We start from the raw sequence: 22,111 nt of genomic DNA, 5'->3' as shown, positions 1-22,111 counted from the left end.
TTTTTCTTGGTGCAAATACGCAGCCTTCCTTGCGGCAAGGCGCGGCGGTCAGGCTTTCCGGGCCTGCCAACGGTCGCGGATGAAGCACGCCGTCATCAGATCCAGATGCGCGCCGCCACCGTTCTTGCACAGCGTGATCTCCTCGGCGCTTTCGCGGGTAAAACGGCCCGCGGCGATGTCATAGAAATCGGCGATCACATCGGTTTCGGCGATCACGCCGCGGGCGAGCGGATCGCGGAATTCGCCGATATGATGCAGCGTCGTCGCGCGGGCATCGCAGAATAGGCGGGAGCGGCGCAGGGTCGCGTCATCAGCCTCGCGCATGTCGGGGCGGAAGGCGCCGATCAGGTCAATGTGGGTGCCCGGTTGCAGCCAGTCACCGCGTAGCCAGGGCGCCTTCGCCATCGTCGTGCCGGCAACGATCTCGGCCTGACCGAGCGCGGTTTCAAGGTTCAGCTCGACCCGGGCGCCGGTGGCCACGGCCAGCGCCTCCGCACCGGCTGGCGAGCGGTTCCAGATCGTGAAACGGGCGGCGGGAAAAGCCGCGCGATAGGCCTCGATCATCGCGGCGGCGACCTTGCCCGCGCCGCAGATCAGGATCTCGCGCGCCTCGGGCCGCGCCAGAAGCCGCGCCGCCAGCAGGCTGTCCCCCGCCGTCTTCCATTTCGTCACCAGCGCGAAATCGAGCACGGCAGAGAGCAGCCCCGTCCGGTCCTCCATCAGCATCACGCCGCCATTGACCGTGGGCAGATCCGCCCCGGCATTGCCCGGCGTGATCGTCGCGGCCTTCACCAGCATGCCCAGCCCGTCGATCAGCGCCGAGCGGGTCAGCAGCGTATCGGCGCCGCGATAGAGGAAACTGTCGGCGACCTCGGCGCGGGGCAGGCGATGCCCGGTCCGGAAAGCCTCGGTCAGGCCGATCCAGTCAAGCTGCGCTTCGGCCTCGGGGCCGATCAGGGCGGGGGTCATGCGGCCTCTCCTTCGGTCAGGACGCCCTCGGCCACCAGCCTTGCGGCCCAGCCCTCGGGCGTGGTGAACAGATGCGTCCGCCAGCCCCGCGCGGCGGCGGCTTCGATGTTTTCGGGGCGGTCATCGGCAAAAAGCAGATCGGCGCCGGAGTAGCCCGTGCCCGCCTCCAGCGCCGCATAAAACCGCGGATCGGGCTTGATCAGACCGAGATAGCCCGAAACGAAGAGCCGGTCGAAATTGGTCAGGAACGGGTAAGCGCGGCAGGCGATTTCAAAGGTGCCGACGCCGAAATTCGACAGCGCGAAAACCGGCGTGCCCTTGGCGCGCAAAGCGGCCAGCAGGCGCACGGAATGGGGAATGGCCGGGGTGCACATGTCAAGCCAGTGGTCGTGCCAGGCCATCACCTCGGCGCGCCAGTCGGGGTGCAGATCGGCATGGGCACGCACGGTTTCGGCAAAGGGCGCGCCCAGATCGAGGCGTTCGTTCATCGCGGCGATGCCGGTTTCGGCCCAGAAGGCGCGGCGGCGCTCGGGCCCGATCAGACGATCATAAAACGCCTCGGGGTGCCATTCGACCAGCACCATTCCGATGTCGAAAACCACGGCTTTTGTCATGTGTGCACCCATGCGATGACGGCGGGGATGGAAAGGATGGAGACCGCGGTCGAGATCAGGATCGCGGTCGAAACGCGCTGCGGCGCGACGCCGAAATGCGCGGCCAGGATATAGACATTGCCCGCCACCGGCAGCGCGGCGGCGGCGACCATGACACCTGCGGCGAAGGGCTCGACCGGGAAGATCAGGAAGGCGGCAATAGCGACGGCCAGCGGATGCAGCACCAGCTTCGCCGCCGAAAGCCAAAGCGCGGGACCAAGCCTCTCGGCCGAGCGCCCGGCAAGCGAGGCGCCGATGGCAAAGAGCGCCCCGGGCGTGGCGGCACCGCCGAGGATTGTCATGAATTCCTCGAGCGGCCCCGGCATCGGCAGATGCACAAGCGCCCAGGCGAGCCCCGCCAGCATGGAAACGATCATCGGGTTCTTCGCCAGCCCCAGCGCCAGCGGCGCGAGCGCCACGCGGCCATGGCGGGCATAGGTGACAATGAGCGTGATCAGCGTCGAAAACACGATCATGTCGGCGGCCAGCACCATCAGCACCGGCCCCGCCGCCTTCGGCCCCAAAAGCACGACCAGCATTGGCACGCCCAGAAAACCGGTGTTGCCGGTCATCGCGGTATGGGCCTCCATCGCCGCTTCGGCCAGGGGCCGGGCGCGCAGTTTCGCCACCGCAAAGCCCAGGGCCCAGACCGCGATCGAGGCGGTCAGATAGGCGGCGAAAAAGGCGGGATCGAACAGATCCGCAATCGGCAGCGTCGCGGTAAAGCGAAACAGCATCGCCGACAGCGCGAAGTAGAAGACGAATTTCGTCAGCCAGGCCGTCGCCTCGGGCGGGAAGAAGCGCAGACGGCCCGCCGCCCAGCCCAGCCCGATCAGCGCGAAGAACGGCAGTGTCTTCAGGAAGATCTCGATCATGGTGCAGGGCTAACATGCCGCGGCAATCGGCACCAGCGACGCGATTTGCGTATTTGCGCCAAGAAAAAGCCCGCAGTTTTTTCTTGGCGCAAATACGCCCTTTCAACCGCCGCCAATCAGCGCCCCCGCCGCAAAGACCAAGGCGCCGCCCACCACCACCTGCAGCACGGCGCGGAAGAAGGGCGTTTCCATGTATCGGTTCTGGATCCAGGCGATCGCCCACAATTCGACGAAAACGACCACCATGGCGATCGCCGTCGCGGTCCAGAAATCCGGGATCAGATAGGGCAGCGCATGGCCAAGGCCCCCCAGCGTCGTCATCACCCCCGAAGCCAGCCCGCGCTTGAGCGGGCTGCCGCGGCCCGAGATCACCCCGTCGTCATGCGCGGCTTCGGTGAAGCCCATCGAGATCCCCGCACCGACCGAGGCCGCCAGACCCACCAGCAGCGTCGTATGGGTGTCCTGCGTCGCAAAGGCGGTGGCGAAGATCGGCGCCAGCGTCGAGACAGAGCCGTCCATCAGCCCCGCCAGACCCGGCTGCACCCAGGTCAGCACGAATTGCCGATGCGCCGAGCTGTCTTCCGCGGTCTTTGCCGCGCCGGTCAGATTGTCCTCGGTCAGGTTTTCGGCATGACGTTCATGCCGCGCCTCGGCCGCCGCCAGATCGCCCAGAAGCTTGCGCGTCGCCGCATCCGAAGTGCTTTTCGCCGCCTGGACATAAAAGGCTTCGGCCGTGCGTTCCATCGCCTCGGCCTCGGCGCGGATCGTGGCCAGCGAGAGGTTCGCCGAAAGCCACATCGGCTTGCGGGCATAAAACCCCGCCACATGTTCGCGGCGGATGAGCGGGATCACCTCGCCGAACCGGGCCCGATGCCGCTCGATCAGCGCCTTGCGGTGGCCGTCTTCTTCCTCGGCCATGCCGTCGAAGACCGCCGCCGTCGCGGGATAATCGTCGCGCAGCCGTTCGGCAAAGCTGCGGTAGATCCGGGCATCGTCTTCCTCGGAGGAAATGGCAAGCGCCAGAACCTCGCGTTCGGAGAGATCGGAAAAGCGGCGGCGGTTGGCGAGTGCGGAAAACATGGCGGCCCCAGTTTAGAATAATTCCAACATAGACGCTGTGTCGCATCTTGCAACCGATTGATGTGAACCGTCCAGTTCAATTTGCCCTTGAAAAGCTGAACGACTCGGTTCATATAACCGCATGTAAACCGATTGGTTCAGATTGGAGACCATGATGAAACGCTTCTTCCTTGGCCTTGCGCTTGTCACGATGACCGCGTCTGCCGCCGCGGCCGGAGGCATGAGCTTCGATTTGCCGCGCCTCGACTTTCCGGGGGCTGGCGCCGAGGTGACGCAGACCTGCAACCTGCTGACGCAGAGCTGCAGCCAGTAAGCCCGACGCTAGCGCCCGGCCCGAAGGCTTGCCACGAGTGGTTGACCCTGCCGCACCCGCACCCTACGCATGGGCGGACAGGGTCACCGAACGGGGGAAGCCATGGCCGGACCGCACCACGCGCTGATCGTCATCGACATTCAGAACGACTTCTGCCCGGGTGGCGCGCTTGCGGTGGCGGGGGGCGACGAGATCCTCCCCCGCGTCAATGCGCTGATGACGGAAGCCCCCGTCACCGTGCTGACGCAGGACTGGCACCCGGCCGATCACGCCTCTTTCGCGGAAAACCACGCGGGGGCGGCGCCGTTCTCGCAGATCGCGATGCCCTATGGCGCGCAGACGCTTTGGCCCGCCCATTGCGTGCAGGGCACAAGGGGCGCCGATTTCCACCCCGCCTTGCGCACCGATGCCGATCTGATCCTGCGCAAGGGGTTTCGGCGCGCCATCGACAGCTATTCGGCGTTCTTCGAGAATGACCACACCACCCCCACCGGCCTTGCGGGCTATCTGCGCGAGCGCGGCATCACCGAGCTGACCTTCGTCGGGCTGGCGCTGGATTTCTGCGTCGCCTGGTCGGCGATCGACGCGGCGAAGCTCGGGTTCCGCACCCGGGTTCTGCAAGGCGCCTGCCGGGCCATCGACCTGAACGGATCGCTTGACACCGCGCGGGCGCAGATGCTTGCGGCGGGCGTGGGGCTGGAGCCCTGAGATGGTCGATATCGCCACCCGCGTCTACAATCACCGCTGGCAGATCGACCCGATCATCCGCTCGCTGATCGACACCGATTTCTACAAGCTCCTGATGTGCCAGTCGGTGTTCCGGCATCGGCCGGCAACGCAGGTCACCTTCAGCCTGATCAACCGCACGAAATCCATCCGCCTCGCCGATCTGATCGACGAGGGCGAGCTGCGCGAGCAGCTCGATTACGCCCGCGGCCTGCGGCTGACGCGCGGCGAAAGCACCTGGCTGCGCGGCAACACCTTTTACGGCAAGCGGCAGATGTTCCGCCCCGATTTCATGGAATGGTTCGAGGCGTTCCGGCTGCCGCCCTATCACCTGGAAAAACGCGACGGCCAGTATGAGCTGACCTTTGAAGGCGCCTGGCCCGAGGTGATGATGTGGGAAATTCCGGCGCTGGCGATCTTGATGGAGCTGCGCTCGCGCGCCGTGCTGCGGGGCATGAAACGCTTTGAATTGCAGGTGCTTTACGCCCGCGCGATGACCCGGGTCTGGGAAAAGATCGAACGGCTGAAACGCATCGAGGGGCTGAAGATCGCCGATTTCGGCACCCGGCGTCGGCACGGCTTCCTTTGGCAGGACTGGTGCGTGCAGGCGATGGTCGAGGGTCTGGGCGATGCCGCGCAGGGCGGCTCTTTCACCGGCACTTCGAATTGCCTGATCGCGATGCGCCGCGATCTGGAGGCGGTGGGGACGAACGCGCATGAACTGCCGATGGTGATGGCGGCGCTGTCGGAGACCGACGAGGAATTGCGGCAGGCGCCCTATCGCGTGCTGGAGGATTGGCACGAGGAACACGACGGCAATCTGCGCATCATCCTGCCCGACACCTACGGGACGAAAGGGTTTTTGCAACGCGCGCCCGACTGGCTGGCGGCCTGGACCGGCATCCGGATCGATTCCGGCAACCCCTATGAGAGCGCCGAGACCGCGATCTCCTGGTGGCAATCGCGCGGCGAGGACCCGACGAAGAAGCTGGTGATCTTTTCCGACGGGCTTGATGTCGCGCAGATCGAGGCGCTGCATGCGCAGTTCCGCGGCCGGGTCAAGGTCAGCTTCGGCTGGGGCACGCTTTTGACCAACGATTTCCGCGGCTTGGTGGCGGAGGACGAGCTGTCCCCCTTCAGCCTGGTGTGCAAGGCGGTGGCGGCAAACGGGCGCCCGACAGTGAAACTGTCGGACAACCCGGAAAAGGCCACCGGCCCCGCCGCCGAAATCGCCCGCTATCGGCAGGTGTTCGACACCGGCATGCAGGCCTCGACGCCGGTCGTCGTTTAGCCGTCGAGCGCGTTCATCAGCCAGTAAAGCCCGGCCGAGAGCACCGCGGAGGCCGGCACGGTGATGATCCAGGCCGCGACGACCGTGGTGATATGCGAGCGCCGCACCAGAAGCCTGCGCGAGCGTTCCTCGGCCGGGACCACCTTGCCCTTTTGCAGGCCCAGCATCCGCGCCCGCCGTTCCGCATGCCATTCGCGGTAAAAGCCGACACCGAAGACGCCGCCCACCGCGATATGGGTCGAAGACACCGGCAGCCCCAGCCACGAGGCGACGATGACGGTGATCGCCGCCGACAGCGCGACGCAATAGGCCCGCATCGCGTTCAGCTTGGTGATTTCCGAACCGACCAGCTTGATCAGCCGCGGCCCGAACAGGCTCAGCCCGACCGAGATGCCGAAAGCGCCGACCGCCATGATCCAGAACGGCACCTCGACCTTGTCGCTCAGCGTGCCGTCCTGCACCGCATGCACGATCGCGGCCAGCGGCCCGACCGCATTGGCCACGTCATTCGCGCCATGCGCAAAGGACAAAAGCGCCGCCGAGACGATCAGCGGGATGGTGAAAAGCTTCTTCAGCGTCTTCTTGCGGTTCTCCTGGCCTTCGGATTGCGCCCGCACCAGCGGCACCGAAACGCCCCAGGCGACAAGCCCGACCAGAACCCCGATCAGCAGCGACGCGCCAAGCGAGATGTCGAGGATCTTCGTCAGGCCCTTGAGCGCCAGATAGGCGGCGAAGGTGCCGGACATGAAGCCGATCAGCACCGGCACCCATTTGCGCGCCGCGGTGATCTTGTCCTCGACATAGATGATCTTCGTCTTGATGAAGGCAAGGAAGAGCGCCGCGAAGATCCCGCCCAGCACCGGCGAAATCACCCAGCTGGCGGAAATCTTCAGGATCGCAGGCCAGTTCACCGCGCCAAAACCCGCCGCCGCCACGCCCGCGCCGACGACGCCGCCGACGATCGAATGGGTGGTGGAAACCGGCGCCCCCATCCAGGTCGCCACATGCAGCCACAGCGCCGAGGCGAGCAGCGCCGCCATCATCGCCCAGATGAAATGCGCCGCATCGGGCACGGCATCGGGCGCCAGAATCCCGGTCGAGACGGTCTTGACCACATCGCCCCCGGCAATCAGCGAGCCCGAGACCTCGAAGATCGCGGCGATGATCAGCGCGCCGCCCAGCGTCAGCGCATTGGCGCCGACCGCCGGTCCCATGTTGTTGGCGACGTCATTGGCGCCGATGTTCAGCGCCATATAGGCGCCGATCGCCGCGGCGAAGACCACGATCAGCCCGCCCGGCTGCGCCCCCATCAGGATCGCGGCAAAGACACCTGCCAGCACGATGAAGGCCAGACCGATCCCCGGCGCCACCAGCGGCCGGGCAACGAATTGCGTCGCCTCCTCCAGAAGGCCGATGCGGCCAAGATCCTTGTCGAGGGTTTTCCACTGGTTGATGGGCGGTGTGGCCACGGTCGTTCCCCTGCGCAACGCCGTCACAAAAGTGACAGGCGCCCGTTACGTTCGCGCGTGGGTTAGACCGGTTGAGGCGTCAAGGCAATGCGGCTATCACGAAAACGTGCGCAGGATCTGCTTCAATTCCCGCTCTTGCACCCGTTTCGCCGCCGCCTTCGGCGAAACGAATTGTCGCGCCCGGCGCCCGGCCTCGGGATAGTCGTCGTCCAGCCCTTCGACATCGACGACGAAGCACAGCACCTTGCAGCGCTGCTCGAGCCCGTTCTTGCGCCGCTTCGTGTAGTGAAAGGCGCCGATCGGATCGGCATTCACATGACCGCGCACCCCCGCCTCTTCCCAGGCTTCGCGCAGCGCCGCCTCGGCCAGGGTCTTGCCGCGCATCGGCCAGCCCTTCGGCACGATGCAGCGCTTGGTGTCGAGCGAGGAGACCAGCAGCACCTCGGCCTCCTTGCCGCGGCCGCGCCGACAGATCGCCGCCACCTGCAGCGCCTCGGGGCGGTGGCCCAGCAGATTGCGCAAAAACGGGGGCAGGCCGATCATCCGATCTCTCCCCAGGGGCTGCCGTCGTCCAGCAGCATCCGCGCCAGGGCCACGGCGCGATAGGCATAGGCGCGCTGGCGGCGGCTGTCGTCGGGGGCGCGGGTGACGACCCAAGCGGCGGAGACGAAGCTGCGCAAAGCCAGGAACAGCGGCAAAAGCGCCAGCTGATCCGCGGGCAGGTCGCGGCGGCTGCGATAGCCCGCAACCAGTCGGCGGGCATGTTCGGGCAGAAGCGGATCGCCCCAGCTTTGCACCAGCGCCGAGGCGAGGTCGTAAAGCCGCCAGCCCGGCCCGCTGTCATCGAAATCGATCAATCGCAGCCCGCCGCGGGTCATCATCACGTTCGAGCGCAGGGTATCGGCATGGATCAGGCCGAAATCCGTGGCCAGCGGCAACAGCGCAAGCGCCTTGTCGCGCGCGGCCAGCAGCAGGGCAGCTTCCTCGGCGGTCAGCATCGGCGCTTCCCAGAACCGGCCCAGCCGCGGCGTCTCGCCCAAAAGCGCCTCGGCCGCCCAGCCCGCGCGCGGAAAGGCCTCGGGGCAGGCGCCCGCATCGGTGGCATTGTGCAGATCGGCGATCAGCGCGCCGAAATCCCCGGCCCGCGCCAGCACGGCAGAGTTCTCCAAAGGCGCCACCGCCTCGCCCAGCGGCCGCCCCTCGATCCAGCGCAGGCAGGAAAAGGTCAGCCCGCGCGCCTGCACCACCCAGGCGCCGTTCGCCGCGGGGATCGGTTCGGCCACCGCCACCCCGGCATCGCACAGCCGCGCCGACCACGCCAGCTCGGCGGCGATCGCGGGCGCATCCTGATAGCCGGGCCGGTGCAGCCGCAGCGCCGCCTTGGTGCCGCTGGGCAGGATGGTGCCGAAGACGATGTTTTCCGACCGCCAGATCAGCTGCAAGGGCGCGCCCCTGCACAGCCAGGCGCGTTGCGCCTCGGCGGCGATCTCATAGGCGGCGGCATCCTCCATCATGCGGGCATCTTTCGCAAAATCGTGTCGAGCGTCGCGACCAGCTGCGCGGCGTTTTCGCGTGAAAACGGCATCGGCGGGCGCATCTTGAGGATATGCTGACCGCGCCCGACCCGGCCCAGAAGGATGCCCGCGTCCTTGGCGGCCTCGACCACCAGGCCGCAGAACTCTGTCGCCGGTTGCCCGTCGCGGGCAAATTCGATGCCGAAGAACAGGCCGAAGCCGCGGGTGTCGGCGATCAGCGGATGGCGCAAGCCGCGCAAAAGGCCCAGCGCGTAGTCCCCCACGTCGCGAGCGTTTTCAACGAGCCCCTCGTCCTCGATCACGTCGAGCACGGCATTGGCCGCGGCACAGGAAACGGGATTGCCCGCGAAAGTGTTGAAATAGCCGAAGGCATTGCGAAAGGCCGCCATCACCTCGGGGCGCGCGATCACCGCGGCGACCGGATGACCATTGCCCATCGGCTTGCCCAGCGTCACCACATCGGGGGCAAAGCCAAGGAAATCATGCCCCCACCAATGCGACCCCACCCGGCCAAAGCCCGGCTGCACCTCGTCGCAGAGAATCAGGCCCCCGGCCCTGCGCACCACCTCGACGGTCGGGTCAAGAAAGCCGGGGCCAATGCCGGGCGTGCCTTCATTGGCGAAGATCGGGCAAAGCATGAGACCCGCGAAACCGTGGCCCGAGGCCTCCAGATCGGCAATCGCCCGGGCCACACCCTCGGCAAAGGCCTGCGGCTGCGCAGCCAGCGAACCACCCAGCGGCGCCAGACTGTCGGGCGCGGGCACGCGGCGGATATGGGGCGGGTAGCCGCCAATCGGCGGACGCCGGGTCGAGAGATGCGCAACGGCGGTGGTGTTGCCGTGATAGGTGTTGTCGGTGGCAATCAGCCCGGTCTTGCCGGTCGCGGCCTGCGCCATCCGCAGCGCGACATCATTCGCCTCGGACCCGGTGCAGGTCATCAGCATCTGGCTGAGATCGTGGGAGAATTTCGCCACCAGACGTTCGCCGTAATTCAGGATGCCGTCATGCAGATAGCGGGTGTGGGTGTTCAGCACACCCGCCTGCGCCGCAATCGCTTCGACCACGCGCGGATGACAATGGCCGACATGCGCGACGTTGTTGTAGCAATCCAGATAGCGCTGCCCGGTGTCATCGAACAGCCAGACGCCCTCGCCCCGGACAATCTGCAAGGGGCGTTCATAAAAGGTCGGCACATTCGGCCCCAGAAGCCGCCTGCGGCGGGCCAGAAGGTCACTCATCCTCGCCCACCCTGCCCCGCAGCGCCTTGACCTCGCCCCGCACCGTCTTCGCCGCCAGCCGGCGCCGCTGACTGCCCAAGGTCGGCTTCGTCGCCACCCGGCGCTTTGGCGCCACCAGCGCGGCGCGGATCATCTCGGCCAGCCGTTCCCGCGCCAGCTCGCGGTTGCGCAGCTGACTGCGCGTCTCCTCGGCCCGGATCACGATGGCGCCGTCCAAAGTCCATTTCCGCCCCGCCAGCCGCTGCAGCCGCGCCTTCACCGGAGGCGTCAGATGCGGGCTGCGCGCGGCTTCGAAGCGCAGTTCCACCGCGGTCGAGACCTTGTTGACATTCTGCCCCCCCGGCCCCTGCGAGCGCGTGAAGCTTTCCGACAGTTCCCAGTCGGCAATCGCCAATGTGTCATCGATCCACAGCATCACGCCAACCTAACCACCGATCCGAAAAACAAAAGCCCCGCAGCTTTCATCTTGCCAAAAATACCTCGGGGCGCGGGGCAGAGCCCCGCTCTCAGGCCAGCAGACGGGCGCCGTCATGACCAGAAATGCGCAGGGGCATCACCGTGCCCTCCGGCATATCACGGTCGAACGACACTTCGGTGAAATATTCGGTCCGGCCCAGCCGCGGCCCCTCGGTCAGCACTTGCCGCAGCTGACCGACCTCGGCCGTCAGATGCCGCAGCAACGCCGCCTCCCCCGCCGCGCGCAGCCGTGCCGCGCGCTCCTTGATCAGCGGCCCCGCCACCCGCGGCATCCGCGCCGCGGGCGTGCCCTTGCGGGCGGAATAGGGGAAGACATGCAGGAAGGTCAGGCCGCAATCCTCGACCAGCCGCAGCGAGTTTTCGAACATCTCTTCGGTCTCGGTCGGGAACCCCGCGATGATGTCGGCACCAAAGACGATGCCGGGGCGCAGCCGCCGCGCCTCCTCGCAAAAGGCGATCGCATCGTCGCGCAGGTGCCGCCGCTTCATCCGCTTCAGGATCATGTCATCGCCATGCTGCAACGACAGATGCAGATGCGGCATCAGCCGGGGCTCGGTCGCGATCGCCAGCATCAGGTTGTCATCCGCCTCGATGCTGTCGATCGACGATATCCGCAGCCGCGCCAGATCCGGCACCAGCCGCAAGATCCGCATCACCAGATCGCCAAGCCGCGGCGCCCCCGGCAGATCGCCCCCCCAGGAGGTCAGATCGACCCCGGTCAGCACCACCTCGGCAAAGCCGCGACCCACCAGCCGCTTGATCTGCTCGACCACCACCCCGGCGGGGACGGATCGCGAATTGCCCCGCCCGAACGGGATGATGCAGAAGGTGCAGCGGTGATCGCAGCCGTTTTGCACCTGCACATAGGCGCGGTGCCGCCCGAAGCCGTCGATCAGATGGCCCGCAGTTTCCTTGACCGAAAGGATGTCATCGACCATCACCCGCTCGGTTTCGCCGATGAAATCCGCCCCTTTCGGCGCCAGCGCCGCCCAGGTCTCGGGCTGCATCTTTTCATGATTGCCGACGACGCGGGTGACTTCGGTCATCGCGGCAAAGGTCTCAGGCTCGGTCTGCGCGGCGCAGCCGGTGACGATGATCGCCGCGCCGGGGTTTTCCCGCGCGAGCTTGCGGATCTCCTGCTTCGCCTTGCGCACGGCCTCCGCCGTCACGGCGCAGGTGTTCACCACCACCGCGCCCGACAGCCCGGCCTGCGCGGCCAGCTCTTTCATCGCCTCGGTCTCATAGGCATTCAGCCTGCAGCCCAGCGTCGAGAAAACCGGCGGCTTCATGACGCGGCAAGGAAGGCAGGCGAAAGTTCCGCCTCGAAGACAAGCGCGGTCGGGCCGGTCATCCAAACGCCGTCTTCGCGCCAGTCGATCTCTAACCGCCCGCCATCGACATCGACGATCACCCGCCGCCCGGTCAGACCGCGCAGATGCGCCGCCACCGCCGTCGCACAGGTGCCCGAGCCGCAGGCCAGCGTGATGCCCGCGCCGCGTTCCCAGACCCGCATCCGCAGATGATCGGGGCCGACCAGCGCGGCGAATTCGACATTGGTGCGTTCGGGGAACAGCGGATGATGCTCGATCTTCGGGCCAAGGCCCGAGACATCGGCGGCCTCGGCATCCTCGACGAAGAAGATGCAATGCGGATTGCCCATGCCCACGGCGACGGGATCGCCCGCCAGCGGCAGCGCCAGCGGATCCCCCGCCACGGGAATCGCCGCGGCCTCCAGAATCGGGGCGCCCATGTTCACCGACACCAGCCCGTCCGCGCGCCGTTCCGCCGCAAGACGGCCACGCGCGGTGATCAGCGTCACGCGATCCTTGCCCAGATCGCGCATCATCAGATCCGAGACGCAGCGCGTGGCATTGCCGCAGGCCCCCGCCTTCGAGCCATCCGAGTTCCAGAATTCCAGCGTGAAATCCGCGCCCTCGGCGGGCAGAATCACCGCAAGCTGGTCGAAGCCGACGCCGCGATGCCGGTCGCCCAGCGCCCGCGCCAGCGCAGGCGTCACCGGGTTTTCACCGCTGCGCGCGTCGATCACGACGAAGTCGTTGCCAAGGCCGTGCATCTTCAGAAAGCGCAGGCCGGGTTCGGAAAGGGGTCTGTTGTCCATGCGCGCCCTCTACACCCCGTCTGCAGTTTTTTCCAGTGCCGCGATTTTTTTCGCGTTTTGGCCCTTGACCCCCCCGGCACGGACCAGTAGAGACCGCCGCAGTGATGGGCCGTTAGCTCAGTTGGTAGAGCAGCTGACTTTTAATCAGCGGGTCGCAGGTTCGAATCCTGCACGGCTCACCATCACTCTCCCTGCCGACCGTGAAAAGAAACAACCCCTTCGGGGGCTGGACTTTTTGCGCACCCGGACCATCTGGGCCGCAGGAGGCCGAAAGATGGACAAGAAATATCACAAGACCCCCGAAGCGCTGGCCCGGCTGACGGCCGAGCAGTTCCGCGTGACGCAGGAAAGCGGCACCGAGCGCGCCTTTACCGGGGCATTCTGGAACACCACCGAACCCGGGCTTTATGTCGATGTGGTCTCGGGCGAGCCGCTTTTTTCCTCGCGCGACAAGTTCGAGAGCGGCTGCGGCTGGCCCTCGTTCACCCGGCCGGTCGTGCCCGCGCATGTCAGCGAGCATCGCGATATCAGCCATGGCATGATCCGCACCGAGGTGCGCTCGATGCATGGCGACAGCCATCTGGGCCATGTCTTCCCCGATGGCCCGCGCGACCGCGGCGGGCTGCGCTATTGCATCAACTCGGCCAGTTTGCGGTTCATCCCGAAAGATCGCATGGAAGCCGAGGGTTACGGCGACTGGCTGGCAGACCTGGAGGGCTGAGACGATGGAAAAGGCAATACTGGCGGGCGGCTGCTTCTGGGGGATGCAGGATCTGATCCGCAAGCTGCCCGGGGTGATCTCGACCCGCGTCGGCTATTCGGGCGGCGACGTGGCGCATGCCACCTACCGCAACCATGGCACCCATGCCGAGGCGATCGAGATCGTCTTTGATCCGGCGCGGATCAGCTATCGGCGGCTGCTCGAATTCTTCTTTCAGATCCACGACCCGACGACGCCGAACCGGCAGGGCAATGACATCGGCCTGTCCTATCGCTCGGCGATCTATTTCACCGATGCCGACCAGGAACGGATCGCGCGGGACACGATTGCCGATGTCGATGCCTCCGGCCTCTGGCCGGGCAAGGTGGTGACCGAACTCGCCCCGGCCGGGCCGTTCTGGCAGGCCGAGCCGGAGCATCAGGATTATCTGGAGCGGATCCCGAACGGCTACACCTGCCACCGGATCCGCCCGAATTGGGTGCTTCCCAAACGTCAGGAATAACTGCGCACCAGCGCCCCCGAGAGCAGAACCCAGCCGTTCGCCACCACGAAGAAGGCCAGCTTGAACGGCAGGGCCACCACGGCGGGCGGCACCATCATCATCCCCATCGACATCAGGATCGCCGAGACGACAAGGTCGATGATCAGGAACGGCAGGAAGACCAGAAAGCCGATCTCGAAGGCGCGGGTGATCTCGGAGAGCATGAAGGAGGGCACGAGGATCGACAGCGGCGCCTCGCGCGCGGTGCCGGTGTAGGTGGCGCCGTCGCGGATCGCGGCCAGCTGGGTGAAGGTCTCGGGATCGGTGCGGCCCGCCATGAAGATGCGGAACGGCTCGACGCCGCGTTCAAAGGCGGTGACGATGTCGATCTTTTGCGCGATCAGCGGCTCGATCCCGGCCTGATAGCTGGCCATGAAGGTCGGCTCCATCACGAACCAGGTCAGGAACAGCGCCAGGCTGATGATCAGCATGTTCGGCGGCGACTGTTGCAGCCCCATCGCCTGGCGCAGGATCGAGAGCACGGTGACGATGAAGGGAAAGCAGGTCACCATGATCGCCAGACCCGGCGCGAGGCTGAGCAGCGTGATCCCCGCGATCAGGATCAGCGAGGAATTCGTCAGACTGCCGTTCCCGCCCATGTCGAGGGTGATTTCCTGCGCACCGACGGGCAGCGCGCAAAGAATTAACGTTAATGCAAGGGCGAGAGCGCGCATGTCAGAGCCCGTTCTGCAGGTCGACGACTTCGGTCAGACGCACGGCGAGCTGGCCGTTCGATTCGCCTTCCATCTCGGTCAGCTCGCCGCGGGCGATCAGCTTGTCGCCGACGTAAAGCTCGACCGGGTCCTCGACGCGACGGTCCAGCGGCAGGATCGAATCGCGCTTCATCCGCAACAGATCGCGCACCAGCGGCCGGGCCTTGCCCACCGAAATGGTGATTTCGATCGGAACTTGCGAAAACGGGTTGCTGGACGGGGGGGTGTCATCCATGAGCGGCCTCCTGCTGGCTGGCGCTGAAATAGGTGTCGATCGCTTCCGCGATCAGCCGGATCACCCCATCGAGGTCGATCCGGGTCTCGGTTTCGGCAAATTTGAGATAGACCTGACCTTCGCCAAGGGTCGTGTCGCCCGTGAAGACAAGCGGCAGGCCGGAGCTTTTGCCCAGAACCTCCTCGATCACCGGCAGGCTGAGCGGGCTGGCCAGAATGGTGATCGGCACAGAGGTCGCCGATTCGGCCAGCGGCTGCAGCTGTTCGGCCACCATCTGCGCCAGCGTCTGCCGCGCCATCGCGGGCAGCAGCTTGGCGGCGATATCGACCAGAAGCGGCCGCAGCGCCATCAGGATCTCCTGCCGCGCCTCGTGATAGGTGAAGGACAGCTCCTGCAGGTTCTGCCCCAGATCCGCGCGCAGCCTGGTGCCCTCGGCCTCCTGCGCCGCGATCGCATCGTCCCAACCTGCGGCATAGCCCTTTTCAAAGGCCGCCAGACGTTCTTCCTCGAAGGCGCCGGGATCGATCTCGATCTGCGGCGGCGGCGGCGGGGCGGGGTCCGCCTCGAAGGATTCCAGCTGAACCCGGTTCCGGATCATGCGCGTTCCTCCGCCTCATCCATCCAGCTGCGCAGGATCTCCACCGATTCGGCCTGACGTTCCTCGATCAGCTTCTTCAGGCGTGCCACCGGATCGCCGGCCTGGTCGGACCCGCCGCCCATGCCGCCCATGCCCATGTCGCCGAAGTTCCCGGTGCCCATCGTCATCGGCATGTCGCCAAGGTCGAAGTCCGAGACCACGCTCATCGACCCGATCGGCATGTCGCCATCGGCGATCTCTCCGGTCAGCGCCCGGCCGGTGCCTTCATCCGAGCCGATCATGCCGCCGGGCAGGTTCATCGCCCGCTCCGCCTCGGCCGCCGCCGCGCGTTGCGCCAGGATCGGACGCATCACGAAGAGGCCGAGAATCAGCGCCACGATGGCAAGCACCGCGATCTTGATCAGCTGCATCGTATCGAGGGGCGCCGAGGCGAAGAGGCTGCTGGTCGCCTCGGTGCCGGTCTCGGCGAGCGGTTCGAAGGCCATCGAGCGGATGGTGATGACGTCGCCGCGCTTCTCGTCGAAGCCCACGGCCGAGGCCACCAGTTCCTTCAGCGCCGCCAGTTCCTCCTCGGTGCGCGGCGTGACCGCCGTCACCCCGTTCGCATCCTTGCCCTCGACGCCATCGACCAGAACCGCGACGGTCAGGCGCTTGATATCGCCCGGATTGCGCAGCACTTCCCGGGTCGTCTCGGAGACTTCGAAATTCACCTGTTCGCGAGTTTCCGAGGCCTGGCTTTGCGATTTTCCGCCATTCGCGGCATCGCCCTGCGGCAGGTTCGAGGCCACCGTCACCGGGGCGGGCTTGGTATCGTCGGATTTCTCGGAGCGCTCCTGCGTCTCGGTCGAAATCGCCACCCGGCTGTCGGGTTCGATCCGCTTTTCGGTGATCGCCTCGCGTTCGGTCACCGTCTGCACCGCGACCTCGACCACCGCATTGCCATAGCCCACCCGCGCCTCGAGCAACCGCTCGACATTGCGGCGCAGCTCCTCGGCGCGGTCGTTCGCGGCCGGGTTGAAGGCCTCATCCCCGGTCGAAATCAGCCCCGCCACCGAATCGATGATCGAAACGTCATCCGGGCTCATCCCCTGCACCGCCGAGGACACAAGGAATTTCAAAGCCTTGGCATGGGTGGGCGAGAGCCCGCCCGAGGCCGTCGTCACGGTGACGGAGGCGGTCGGATGGTTTTCCTTGCGGAAGGACTGCCCCGAGGGCGCAGCAATATGCACCCGTGCCGCGCGGATCATCGGATTGGCCACGATCGTCCGGGCCAGTTCGCCCTCTTTCGCGCGCCAATAGGCGGCGTCGAACATCTGCGAGGTGGTGCCGAAGCCCGACAGGCCGTCGAGCAGCTCATAGCCCGCCCCGCCCGTCGCCGGCAGACCCTCGCCCGCCAGCGCCATCCGCAGTTCGTCGCGCCGCGCGGCATCGACATAGATCGAATCGCCGCGCACCTCATAGGGAACCGCGCGGGCTTCCAGCGCAGTCACCACTTCCCCGGCGCGCGCCCCTTCCAGACCCGCGTAAAGAAGCGCCTTATCGGACCGCGAAGCGAAGCCCGACAGCGCCAAGATCGCCGCGAACATCAGAATCGTCGCCCCGGCCACAAGCACGCGTCGCGTCGTGTCCAATCCTTGCCATAAGGCCATCAACTGCTGCAAGACGCACCTCCATCGAGCGGACTTCTGCCCCGTCGTCCTGCGCATCTTTCTCCGATCGCCCTTAACAATCGGTTAGTGGGTGCAGGGGTATAGCAGGATGGATCGAAGAAATCGGGGACCGCCATGGCCGAGCCAGAAGCTGAAGGCGAAGAAGCGCCAAAGAAGAAATCGAAACTGCCGATTCTGATCGGGCTGGTGCTGATGCTCCTGCTCGGCGGGGGGGCGTTCTATGCCGCCTATTCCGGCATGATCCTTGCACCGGCGCATCCGGGCGGCGCCGAAGCTGCCGCCGAGGAAGAGCATCCCGAAAAGACCGAGCCGCAAATCGCCTTTGTCGCGCTCGATCCGATGGTGATTTCGCTGACCGAGGGCAAGGCGCGGCATCTGCGGTTTTCCGCCCAGCTTGAAGTGCCGCTGCCGAGACAAAAAGAAGTCGAGCTGCTCAAGCCGCGCGTGATGGATGTCCTGAACGGCTTCCTGCGCGCGGTCGAGGTGACCGATCTCGAAGACCCCGCCGCGCTGTTGCGGCTGCGTGCGCAGATGCTGCGCCGGGTCCAGATCGTGGTCGGCGAGGGCATGGTGAACGACCTGCTCGTGATCGAATTCGTGATGAACTAGGGAGAGAAAAATGCAGATGATCGCAGATATTCTCATGGGTTTGGGCGCATTGGGGGCCAGCGTCTACTGCATGGTCCTGGCCCGCAGGCTGAAGCGGTTCAACCAGCTGGAAAGCGGCATGGGCGGCGCCATCGCCGTGCTCTCGGCGCAGGTTGACGACATGACCAAGGCGCTCAACCGGGCGCAGGCGACGGCGGCCACCTCGGCGGAGCAGCTGCGCAGCCTGACGGAACGCGCCGAGCAGAGCGCGCAGCGGCTGGAACTGATGATGGCGATGTCGCAGGCCGCGGCCACGCCGACGGCGGCCCCGGCAGCGCCCGCGGCGCCCATGCCCGAACCGGAACCGCAACGCCAACGCGTGTTGCGCCGCCGGGTGCGTCCGTCCGATCTGGAGGCGGCGGAATGAAAGCGCCCCGCCCGGCCCCCGTGCCCACGCCCAAACCGGCTGCGAAGAAACTGCGCAGAAGGATCGGCCGCGGTTCCCTCGTGCTGATCGCGGCGCTGTTCGCCGCCTCGGCTCTGGTCCGATTCGGCTCGGGCTTCGCGCTGGCGCTCGACAGCGCCGAGGCCACGCCCGGCGCGGCCGCAACCGCGCAATGCGTCACCGAACCCGGCGTGATGCAGCTTTACTCCGAGGTCCAGACCCGGGAACGCAAGCTGGCCGAGCGCGAAAAGGTGCTGTCGGACCGGTCGCAGGCGATCAGCCTGGCGGAAAAGCGCATCGAGGCGCGACTCGCCTCGCTGGTCGAGGCGGAACGGAATCTGGCGCAGACCGTGACCATTGCGGACAATGCGGCTGACGAAGATGTGACCAGGCTGGTGACCGTCTACGAGAACATGAAACCGAAGGAAGCCGCGCCGCTGTTTTCGGCGATGTCCCCGGATTTTGCGGCCGGATTCCTGTCGCGGATGCGGCCGGAGACCTCTGCGGCGGTGATGGCGGCCCTGGATCCGAAGGTCGCCTACACGATCAGCGTCATCATGGCCGGCCGCAATGCCGGGGCGCCGCAAAACTGACTTTGAAGAGCTTTTGTTAAGCGAACTCTGCCAAGGTCTCGGCAAGAGCATGGAGAACTTCAATGATAGGCATCGTCGGGATCGTCATCATCTTCGCAATGGTGTTCGGCGGCTACGTCGCCGCAGGCGGCAAGATGGGGATCATCCTCAAGGCCCTGCCATTCGAGATGATCATGATCGGCGGGGCGGCGGTCGGCGCCTTCGTCCTGTCCAACGACCTGCCCTCGATCAAGCACACGGTGAAGGACATCGGCAAGGTCTTCAAGGGCGCGAAGTGGAAACCCTCCGATTACCGCGACCTGCTGTGCCTGCTGTTCGAGCTGATCCGGCTCGCGCGACAGAACCCGGTCGCGATCGAGGAACATATCGAAGCGCCCGAGAATTCGTCGATCTTCGGCAAATATCCGAAAATCCTGCATGATCACGAAGCGGTCGAGATGATCTGCGACACGATGCGCTCTGCCTCGATGAACTATGACGACCCCCATCAGGTCGAGGAAGTGCTCGAAAAGCAGCTCGAGGCGAATTATCACCACGCGCTGCATTCGAGCCACGCGATCCAGTCGATCGCCGATGCCCTGCCCGCACTCGGCATCGTCGCCGCCGTGCTGGGCGTGATCAAGACCATGGCCTCGATCGACCAGCCGCCGGAAATCCTTGGCAAGATGATCGGCGGCGCGCTGGTGGGCACCTTCCTCGGCGTGTTTCTGGCCTATGGCTTCATGGGCCCCTTCGCCACCCGCATCAAGGCGGTCGTCGACGAGGATGCGCATTTCTACAAGCTGATCCGCGAAGTTCTGGTGGCCAACCTGCACAATCACGCCACCAACATCTGCATCGAAGTCGGGCGTCAGAACACCCCGCATCACATCCGCCCCAGTTTCTCGGAACTCGAAGAGGCGCTCAAGGCGGTGAAATCGGAGGCGGCATGACCCGGTTCATCCTTGCGCTCGGGGTGATCCTGCTCGCGGGCGCCCCGGCGGCGGCGCAGCAGATCGCCGTTCGTTCGGGCGAGCACGAGACCTTCTCCCGTCTGGTCTTCATGTTGCCGCCGGGAACCGCCTGGACCACCGAACGCGTGGCGGGCGGTTACCGGCTCACCACCCCGGGGCAGGAAACCCGTTTCGACCTCTCCCGGGTCTTCGATCTGATCCCGAAAACGCGCATCCTCTCGGTCACGCCCGATGTGGATGCGCGCTCGGTCTTCATCGCAACATCGCCCTCGGTGCGTCTCGAATCCTTTCCGCTGCCGATCGGGGCGGCGGTGATCGACATCGTCGATGGCCCTGAACCGAACCCTCCGATCCCGGAGACGCCGTCGGCGCAAAGCTTCAGGCCGCTTCCCGATCGCGGCTATCTTGATCTTTACTGGTCGAAACCGGCGCCGCAGACCCCGGCTGCGGATCCCGCGCCCGCCGCCCCGCCACCGGCGCGAATCGTCTCTCCGCTCGCCTTGCCGGATGCGCGGGTCAGAACGGCGGAACGCGATCTCTTTGACCAACTGGGACGCGCGGCCTCGCAAGGGCTGATCACGATGGAATTGCCGAAGCAGGCCCCGAAGGAGGCTCCCGAAGCCGCGGCCGAGCCCGGTCCCGACGCGCCGCCGGACGCGGCCGCGCCGGAGCTGCCGCTGCAATCGGAGACGGTGATCGATCGCGACACCGCCTCGGCCTTTGCCCGGCATCAGCTTTCCCAGTCGGGTCACAGCTGTCCGCCCGATCAGGATTTCGACATTCTGTCCTGGCAGACCGACAAACCGGCGCATGAGCAATTGACCGACGCGCGACAGGATCTGATCGGGGAATTCGACCGTCCCCGACCGGAGGCGGTGCTGAAACTGGCCCGGGTCTATGTCGCCTTCGGCTTCGGCGCCGAAGCCAAGGCGACCCTGCGCAGCTTCGGCATCAGCCCCGAAGAGGCCGGACCGCTGCCGGTCATGGCCGACATCATCGAGGGAAACCCGCCTGCGATGCAGAAAAGCCTGTCGGGCCTGACCGCCTGCGACGGCAAGGTGGCGCTTTGGGCGGTGCTGGCGGCGGACCAGCCCCCGCGCAAGGCAGACGTGAATTTCGGCGCCCTGTTGCGCGCCTATTCCGCCCTGCCCCCGAATATCCGCGCCCTCGTCGGCCCCGCGCTCAGCGCGCGGCTGATCGACATGGGGGCGCCGGATGTGGCAACGACGGTCCGCTCGATGCTGGCCCGCGCGCCGAAATCCGACAAGGGGGCGCTTGCCGAAATCGATGCCCGGATCGATCTGAATGCCGGGCGCAAGGAAGAGGCGGCACGGCTGCTGGACGGGTTGGCGCTCTCGGGCAGCCCGGCCGCGGCAGAGGCGCTTTACACCTCGATCGAAACCAAGCTGTCCCTGGGGGCCGCGATTCCCGCCACCGATGTCGACAATGCGGGCGCTTTGGGGCGGCAGCTGCGTGGCTCTGAAACCGGCGCGCGGCTGATTCGCGCCGAGGTGCTCGGGCTGGGATCGACGGCGCGGTTCGACGAGGCGTTCCAGACCCTCTCGACCTGGGATGCGGCGCGGTTCGACGCGCTGAAGCAATCCGCGACCAGCGATCTGGCCGCCCAGCTGGGCAGGGTTCCGGATGACGGGCGGTTCATCGAGACATTTTTCCGGCATCGCGACCAGATCCCTCCGTCCGTGCTGGATGCCGACGTGCAGGTCGCGCTGGCCGATCGGCTCTCGGAGGCGGGGTTCTGGCAATCGGCGCGCGACATCCTTGCCGCCGAGACCCGGCGCAGCCCGCCGGGCCGCATGGCTCTCGCGCGGGCGGCGCTGGCCGGTCGGGATGCCGCGGCGGCCTATTCCTATCTGGGCGATCTGCCCGGCGAGGAGGCCGCGAAACTGCGCGGCGAGGCGATGAGCATGCTGGGCCAGCACAGCACCGCCGAAGGCGAATTCGCCGAGGCCGGGCAGACCCAGTCACAGCTTGACGAGGCCTGGCGCGCGGGGAACTGGACGCTGGTCGCGCAACAGGGGTCGGAGACGCAGAAACGATTTGTCGAACTCTTCGCGCCGGAAACGACCCCGCCCGCGGAGCCGCAGGATGTCGTGCCGCGGGGTCCGTTGTCGCAAGCGCAACAGCTGATCAGCCAGAGCCAATCCGAGCGGGAGGCCTTCGAGAAGCTGATGGAGGAGCTGAAAGCCCCGTGATCCGCGCCGCGCGGCTTCGGGGCGGATCGAATTGCCGCGCCCGGCCCTGTTGATCACCTCCGGCCTTTCGGTCGCTCCGGCTCTGCGCTAGCTCTG

General features: G+C 66.3%; 25 protein-coding genes and 1 tRNA gene. 11 read left to right on the top strand and 15 right to left on the bottom strand.

Annotated elements, in window-relative coordinates:
* Positions 1-48: 48 nt before the first annotated feature.
* The 4 genes from LY44_RS09290 to mbfA form a co-directional block, all read right to left on the bottom strand.
* On the bottom strand, positions 49-969 hold the full coding sequence (locus LY44_RS09290) for an ornithine cyclodeaminase family protein (protein WP_055210173.1): 921 nt from the start codon (positions 967-969) through the stop codon (positions 49-51).
* On the bottom strand, positions 966-1,583 hold the full coding sequence (locus tag LY44_RS09285) for an HAD family hydrolase (protein ID WP_055210175.1): 618 nt from the start codon (positions 1,581-1,583) through the stop codon (positions 966-968). The genes LY44_RS09290 and LY44_RS09285 overlap by 4 nt, the downstream gene beginning before the upstream one ends.
* A complete protein-coding gene (locus LY44_RS09280; RefSeq protein ID WP_055210177.1) occupies positions 1,580-2,497 on the bottom strand; it encodes an AEC family transporter in 918 nt (305 codons plus the stop codon). The genes LY44_RS09285 and LY44_RS09280 overlap by 4 nt, the downstream gene beginning before the upstream one ends.
* Before the next feature lie 102 nt (positions 2,498-2,599).
* Entirely contained in the window at positions 2,600-3,577 is a 978-nt protein-coding gene (mbfA, locus tag LY44_RS09275; RefSeq protein WP_055210179.1) for an iron exporter MbfA, read from the bottom strand.
* Positions 3,578-3,731: 154 nt separating this feature from the next.
* On the opposite strand from mbfA, the gene LY44_RS17915 reads away from it, so the two are divergent.
* From LY44_RS17915 to pncB, 3 genes are all read left to right on the top strand, one after another.
* Complete coding sequence (locus tag LY44_RS17915) at positions 3,732-3,890, top strand: hypothetical protein (protein ID WP_160320035.1); 159 nt, start codon at positions 3,732-3,734, stop codon at positions 3,888-3,890.
* A 102-nt stretch (positions 3,891-3,992) separates the two neighbouring features.
* A complete protein-coding gene (pncA, locus tag LY44_RS09270; protein WP_055210181.1) occupies positions 3,993-4,598 on the top strand; it encodes a bifunctional nicotinamidase/pyrazinamidase in 606 nt (201 codons plus the stop codon).
* A 1-nt stretch (position 4,599) separates the two neighbouring features.
* Positions 4,600-5,907 (top strand): nicotinate phosphoribosyltransferase, encoded by a 1,308-nt coding sequence (gene pncB, locus LY44_RS09265; RefSeq protein WP_055210183.1) that lies wholly within the window; start codon positions 4,600-4,602, stop codon positions 5,905-5,907.
* Here the strand turns inward: pncB and LY44_RS09260 are convergent.
* The 7 genes from LY44_RS09260 to dapF all read right to left on the bottom strand — a co-directional run bounded on the left by LY44_RS09260 (position 5,904) and on the right by dapF (position 12,745).
* Complete coding sequence (locus tag LY44_RS09260; protein ID WP_055210185.1) at positions 5,904-7,376, bottom strand: inorganic phosphate transporter; 1,473 nt, start codon at positions 7,374-7,376, stop codon at positions 5,904-5,906. The two genes, pncB and LY44_RS09260, sit on opposite strands and share 4 nt — an antisense overlap.
* A gap of 96 nt (positions 7,377-7,472) precedes the next feature.
* Positions 7,473-7,919, bottom strand: coding sequence for an NUDIX hydrolase (locus LY44_RS09255; protein WP_055210186.1), 447 nt, complete (start codon positions 7,917-7,919; stop codon positions 7,473-7,475).
* Positions 7,916-8,890 carry a phosphotransferase enzyme family protein gene (locus LY44_RS09250; protein WP_081024450.1) on the bottom strand — a complete coding sequence of 325 codons (975 nt, stop codon included), beginning with the start codon at positions 8,888-8,890 and terminating at the stop codon, positions 7,916-7,918. Before LY44_RS09250 ends, LY44_RS09255 begins: the two co-directional genes overlap by 4 nt.
* A complete protein-coding gene (locus LY44_RS09245; protein ID WP_055210189.1) occupies positions 8,887-10,149 on the bottom strand; it encodes an aminotransferase class III-fold pyridoxal phosphate-dependent enzyme in 1,263 nt (420 codons plus the stop codon). The genes LY44_RS09250 and LY44_RS09245 overlap by 4 nt, the downstream gene beginning before the upstream one ends.
* Positions 10,142-10,564 carry an alternative ribosome rescue aminoacyl-tRNA hydrolase ArfB gene (gene arfB / locus LY44_RS09240; RefSeq protein WP_055210191.1) on the bottom strand — a complete coding sequence of 141 codons (423 nt, stop codon included), beginning with the start codon at positions 10,562-10,564 and terminating at the stop codon, positions 10,142-10,144. The genes LY44_RS09245 and arfB overlap by 8 nt, the downstream gene beginning before the upstream one ends.
* Before the next feature lie 91 nt (positions 10,565-10,655).
* Positions 10,656-11,915: a tRNA (N(6)-L-threonylcarbamoyladenosine(37)-C(2))-methylthiotransferase MtaB gene (gene mtaB, locus LY44_RS09235; protein WP_055210193.1), complete on the bottom strand. Its 1,260-nt coding sequence runs from the start codon at positions 11,913-11,915 to the stop codon at positions 10,656-10,658.
* Positions 11,912-12,745 (bottom strand): diaminopimelate epimerase, encoded by an 834-nt coding sequence (gene dapF, locus LY44_RS09230; protein WP_055210195.1) that lies wholly within the window; start codon positions 12,743-12,745, stop codon positions 11,912-11,914. Before dapF ends, mtaB begins: the two co-directional genes overlap by 4 nt.
* A gap of 106 nt (positions 12,746-12,851) precedes the next feature.
* On the opposite strand from dapF, the gene LY44_RS09225 reads away from it, so the two are divergent.
* The 3 genes from LY44_RS09225 to msrA all read left to right on the top strand — a co-directional run bounded on the left by LY44_RS09225 (position 12,852) and on the right by msrA (position 13,968).
* Positions 12,852-12,927, top strand: a tRNA-Lys gene (locus LY44_RS09225).
* 92 nt (positions 12,928-13,019) lie between these two features.
* Positions 13,020-13,466: a peptide-methionine (R)-S-oxide reductase MsrB gene (msrB, locus tag LY44_RS09220; protein ID WP_055210197.1), complete on the top strand. Its 447-nt coding sequence runs from the start codon at positions 13,020-13,022 to the stop codon at positions 13,464-13,466.
* A gap of 4 nt (positions 13,467-13,470) precedes the next feature.
* A complete protein-coding gene (gene msrA / locus LY44_RS09215) occupies positions 13,471-13,968 on the top strand; it encodes a peptide-methionine (S)-S-oxide reductase MsrA (protein WP_055210199.1) in 498 nt (165 codons plus the stop codon).
* Here msrA and fliP read toward each other — a convergent pair.
* From fliP to fliF, 4 genes are read right to left on the bottom strand one after another with little or no spacing between them, the layout of a single operon-like run.
* Entirely contained in the window at positions 13,959-14,681 is a 723-nt protein-coding gene (fliP, locus tag LY44_RS09210) for a flagellar type III secretion system pore protein FliP (RefSeq protein ID WP_055256427.1), read from the bottom strand. The two genes, msrA and fliP, sit on opposite strands and share 10 nt — an antisense overlap.
* A gap of 1 nt (position 14,682) precedes the next feature.
* Positions 14,683-14,955 carry a FliM/FliN family flagellar motor switch protein gene (locus LY44_RS09205; RefSeq protein WP_055210202.1) on the bottom strand — a complete coding sequence of 91 codons (273 nt, stop codon included), beginning with the start codon at positions 14,953-14,955 and terminating at the stop codon, positions 14,683-14,685.
* Positions 14,948-15,553 (bottom strand): FliH/SctL family protein, encoded by a 606-nt coding sequence (locus LY44_RS09200; protein ID WP_055210204.1) that lies wholly within the window; start codon positions 15,551-15,553, stop codon positions 14,948-14,950. The genes LY44_RS09205 and LY44_RS09200 overlap by 8 nt, the downstream gene beginning before the upstream one ends.
* The gene (fliF, locus tag LY44_RS09195) at positions 15,550-17,259 is read right to left on the bottom strand and encodes a flagellar basal-body MS-ring/collar protein FliF (protein ID WP_081024451.1); all 1,710 of its coding nucleotides are present in this window, start codon (positions 17,257-17,259) and stop codon (positions 15,550-15,552) included. The genes LY44_RS09200 and fliF overlap by 4 nt, the downstream gene beginning before the upstream one ends.
* Before the next feature lie 78 nt (positions 17,260-17,337).
* Here fliF and LY44_RS09190 point away from each other — a divergent pair, with 78 nt between their 5' ends.
* From LY44_RS09190 to LY44_RS09170, 5 genes are all read left to right on the top strand, one after another.
* Positions 17,338-17,832, top strand: a complete 495-nt coding sequence (locus LY44_RS09190) for a flagellar basal body-associated FliL family protein (protein ID WP_055210208.1) — start codon at positions 17,338-17,340, stop codon at positions 17,830-17,832.
* A 10-nt stretch (positions 17,833-17,842) separates the two neighbouring features.
* The gene (locus tag LY44_RS09185) at positions 17,843-18,238 is read left to right on the top strand and encodes a hypothetical protein (RefSeq protein WP_055210210.1); all 396 of its coding nucleotides are present in this window, start codon (positions 17,843-17,845) and stop codon (positions 18,236-18,238) included.
* Positions 18,235-18,849, top strand: a complete 615-nt coding sequence (locus LY44_RS09180) for a MotE family protein (RefSeq protein WP_055210212.1) — start codon at positions 18,235-18,237, stop codon at positions 18,847-18,849. The genes LY44_RS09185 and LY44_RS09180 overlap by 4 nt, the downstream gene beginning before the upstream one ends.
* A 62-nt stretch (positions 18,850-18,911) precedes the next feature.
* Positions 18,912-19,781 (top strand): flagellar motor stator protein MotA, encoded by an 870-nt coding sequence (gene motA / locus LY44_RS09175; protein ID WP_055210215.1) that lies wholly within the window; start codon positions 18,912-18,914, stop codon positions 19,779-19,781.
* Positions 19,778-22,015 (top strand): hypothetical protein, encoded by a 2,238-nt coding sequence (locus LY44_RS09170; RefSeq protein WP_055210217.1) that lies wholly within the window; start codon positions 19,778-19,780, stop codon positions 22,013-22,015. Before motA ends, LY44_RS09170 begins: the two co-directional genes overlap by 4 nt.
* The last annotated feature ends 96 nt before the right edge of the window (positions 22,016-22,111 follow it).

The organism is Rhodobacter capsulatus (assembly GCF_003254295.1).
Taxonomy (GTDB): domain Bacteria; phylum Pseudomonadota; class Alphaproteobacteria; order Rhodobacterales; family Rhodobacteraceae; genus Rhodobacter; species Rhodobacter capsulatus.
This window is presented reverse-complemented; position numbering and strand designations above follow the sequence as displayed.

Excerpts from the sequence above, each read along its gene's own strand:
- LY44_RS09190 (WP_055210208.1), top strand. The coding sequence starts at position 17,338 with ATGGCCGAGCCAGAAGCTGAAGGCGAAGAAGCGCCAAAGAAGAAATCG.
- LY44_RS09185 (WP_055210210.1), top strand. The coding sequence starts at position 17,843 with ATGCAGATGATCGCAGATATTCTCATGGGTTTGGGCGCATTGGGGGCC.
- pncB (WP_055210183.1), top strand. The coding sequence starts at position 4,600 with ATGGTCGATATCGCCACCCGCGTCTACAATCACCGCTGGCAGATCGAC.
- motA (WP_055210215.1), top strand. The coding sequence starts at position 18,912 with ATGATAGGCATCGTCGGGATCGTCATCATCTTCGCAATGGTGTTCGGC.
- LY44_RS09280 (WP_055210177.1), bottom strand. The coding sequence starts at position 2,497 with ATGATCGAGATCTTCCTGAAGACACTGCCGTTCTTCGCGCTGATCGGG.
- pncA (WP_055210181.1), top strand. The coding sequence starts at position 3,993 with ATGGCCGGACCGCACCACGCGCTGATCGTCATCGACATTCAGAACGAC.
- LY44_RS09255 (WP_055210186.1), bottom strand. The coding sequence starts at position 7,919 with ATGATCGGCCTGCCCCCGTTTTTGCGCAATCTGCTGGGCCACCGCCCC.
- msrA (WP_055210199.1), top strand. The coding sequence starts at position 13,471 with ATGGAAAAGGCAATACTGGCGGGCGGCTGCTTCTGGGGGATGCAGGAT.
- msrB (WP_055210197.1), top strand. The coding sequence starts at position 13,020 with ATGGACAAGAAATATCACAAGACCCCCGAAGCGCTGGCCCGGCTGACG.
- fliP (WP_055256427.1), bottom strand. The coding sequence starts at position 14,681 with ATGCGCGCTCTCGCCCTTGCATTAACGTTAATTCTTTGCGCGCTGCCC.
- LY44_RS09285 (WP_055210175.1), bottom strand. The coding sequence starts at position 1,583 with ATGACAAAAGCCGTGGTTTTCGACATCGGAATGGTGCTGGTCGAATGG.
- LY44_RS17915 (WP_160320035.1), top strand. The coding sequence starts at position 3,732 with ATGAAACGCTTCTTCCTTGGCCTTGCGCTTGTCACGATGACCGCGTCT.
- dapF (WP_055210195.1), bottom strand. The coding sequence starts at position 12,745 with ATGGACAACAGACCCCTTTCCGAACCCGGCCTGCGCTTTCTGAAGATG.
- LY44_RS09200 (WP_055210204.1), bottom strand. The coding sequence starts at position 15,553 with ATGATCCGGAACCGGGTTCAGCTGGAATCCTTCGAGGCGGACCCCGCC.
- LY44_RS09245 (WP_055210189.1), bottom strand. The coding sequence starts at position 10,149 with ATGAGTGACCTTCTGGCCCGCCGCAGGCGGCTTCTGGGGCCGAATGTG.
- mtaB (WP_055210193.1), bottom strand. The coding sequence starts at position 11,915 with ATGAAGCCGCCGGTTTTCTCGACGCTGGGCTGCAGGCTGAATGCCTAT.
- arfB (WP_055210191.1), bottom strand. The coding sequence starts at position 10,564 with ATGCTGTGGATCGATGACACATTGGCGATTGCCGACTGGGAACTGTCG.
- LY44_RS09180 (WP_055210212.1), top strand. The coding sequence starts at position 18,235 with ATGAAAGCGCCCCGCCCGGCCCCCGTGCCCACGCCCAAACCGGCTGCG.
- mbfA (WP_055210179.1), bottom strand. The coding sequence starts at position 3,577 with ATGTTTTCCGCACTCGCCAACCGCCGCCGCTTTTCCGATCTCTCCGAA.
- LY44_RS09290 (WP_055210173.1), bottom strand. The coding sequence starts at position 969 with ATGACCCCCGCCCTGATCGGCCCCGAGGCCGAAGCGCAGCTTGACTGG.
- LY44_RS09170 (WP_055210217.1), top strand. The coding sequence starts at position 19,778 with ATGACCCGGTTCATCCTTGCGCTCGGGGTGATCCTGCTCGCGGGCGCC.
- LY44_RS09205 (WP_055210202.1), bottom strand. The coding sequence starts at position 14,955 with ATGGATGACACCCCCCCGTCCAGCAACCCGTTTTCGCAAGTTCCGATC.
- LY44_RS09250 (WP_081024450.1), bottom strand. The coding sequence starts at position 8,890 with ATGATGGAGGATGCCGCCGCCTATGAGATCGCCGCCGAGGCGCAACGC.
- fliF (WP_081024451.1), bottom strand. The coding sequence starts at position 17,259 with ATGCGCAGGACGACGGGGCAGAAGTCCGCTCGATGGAGGTGCGTCTTG.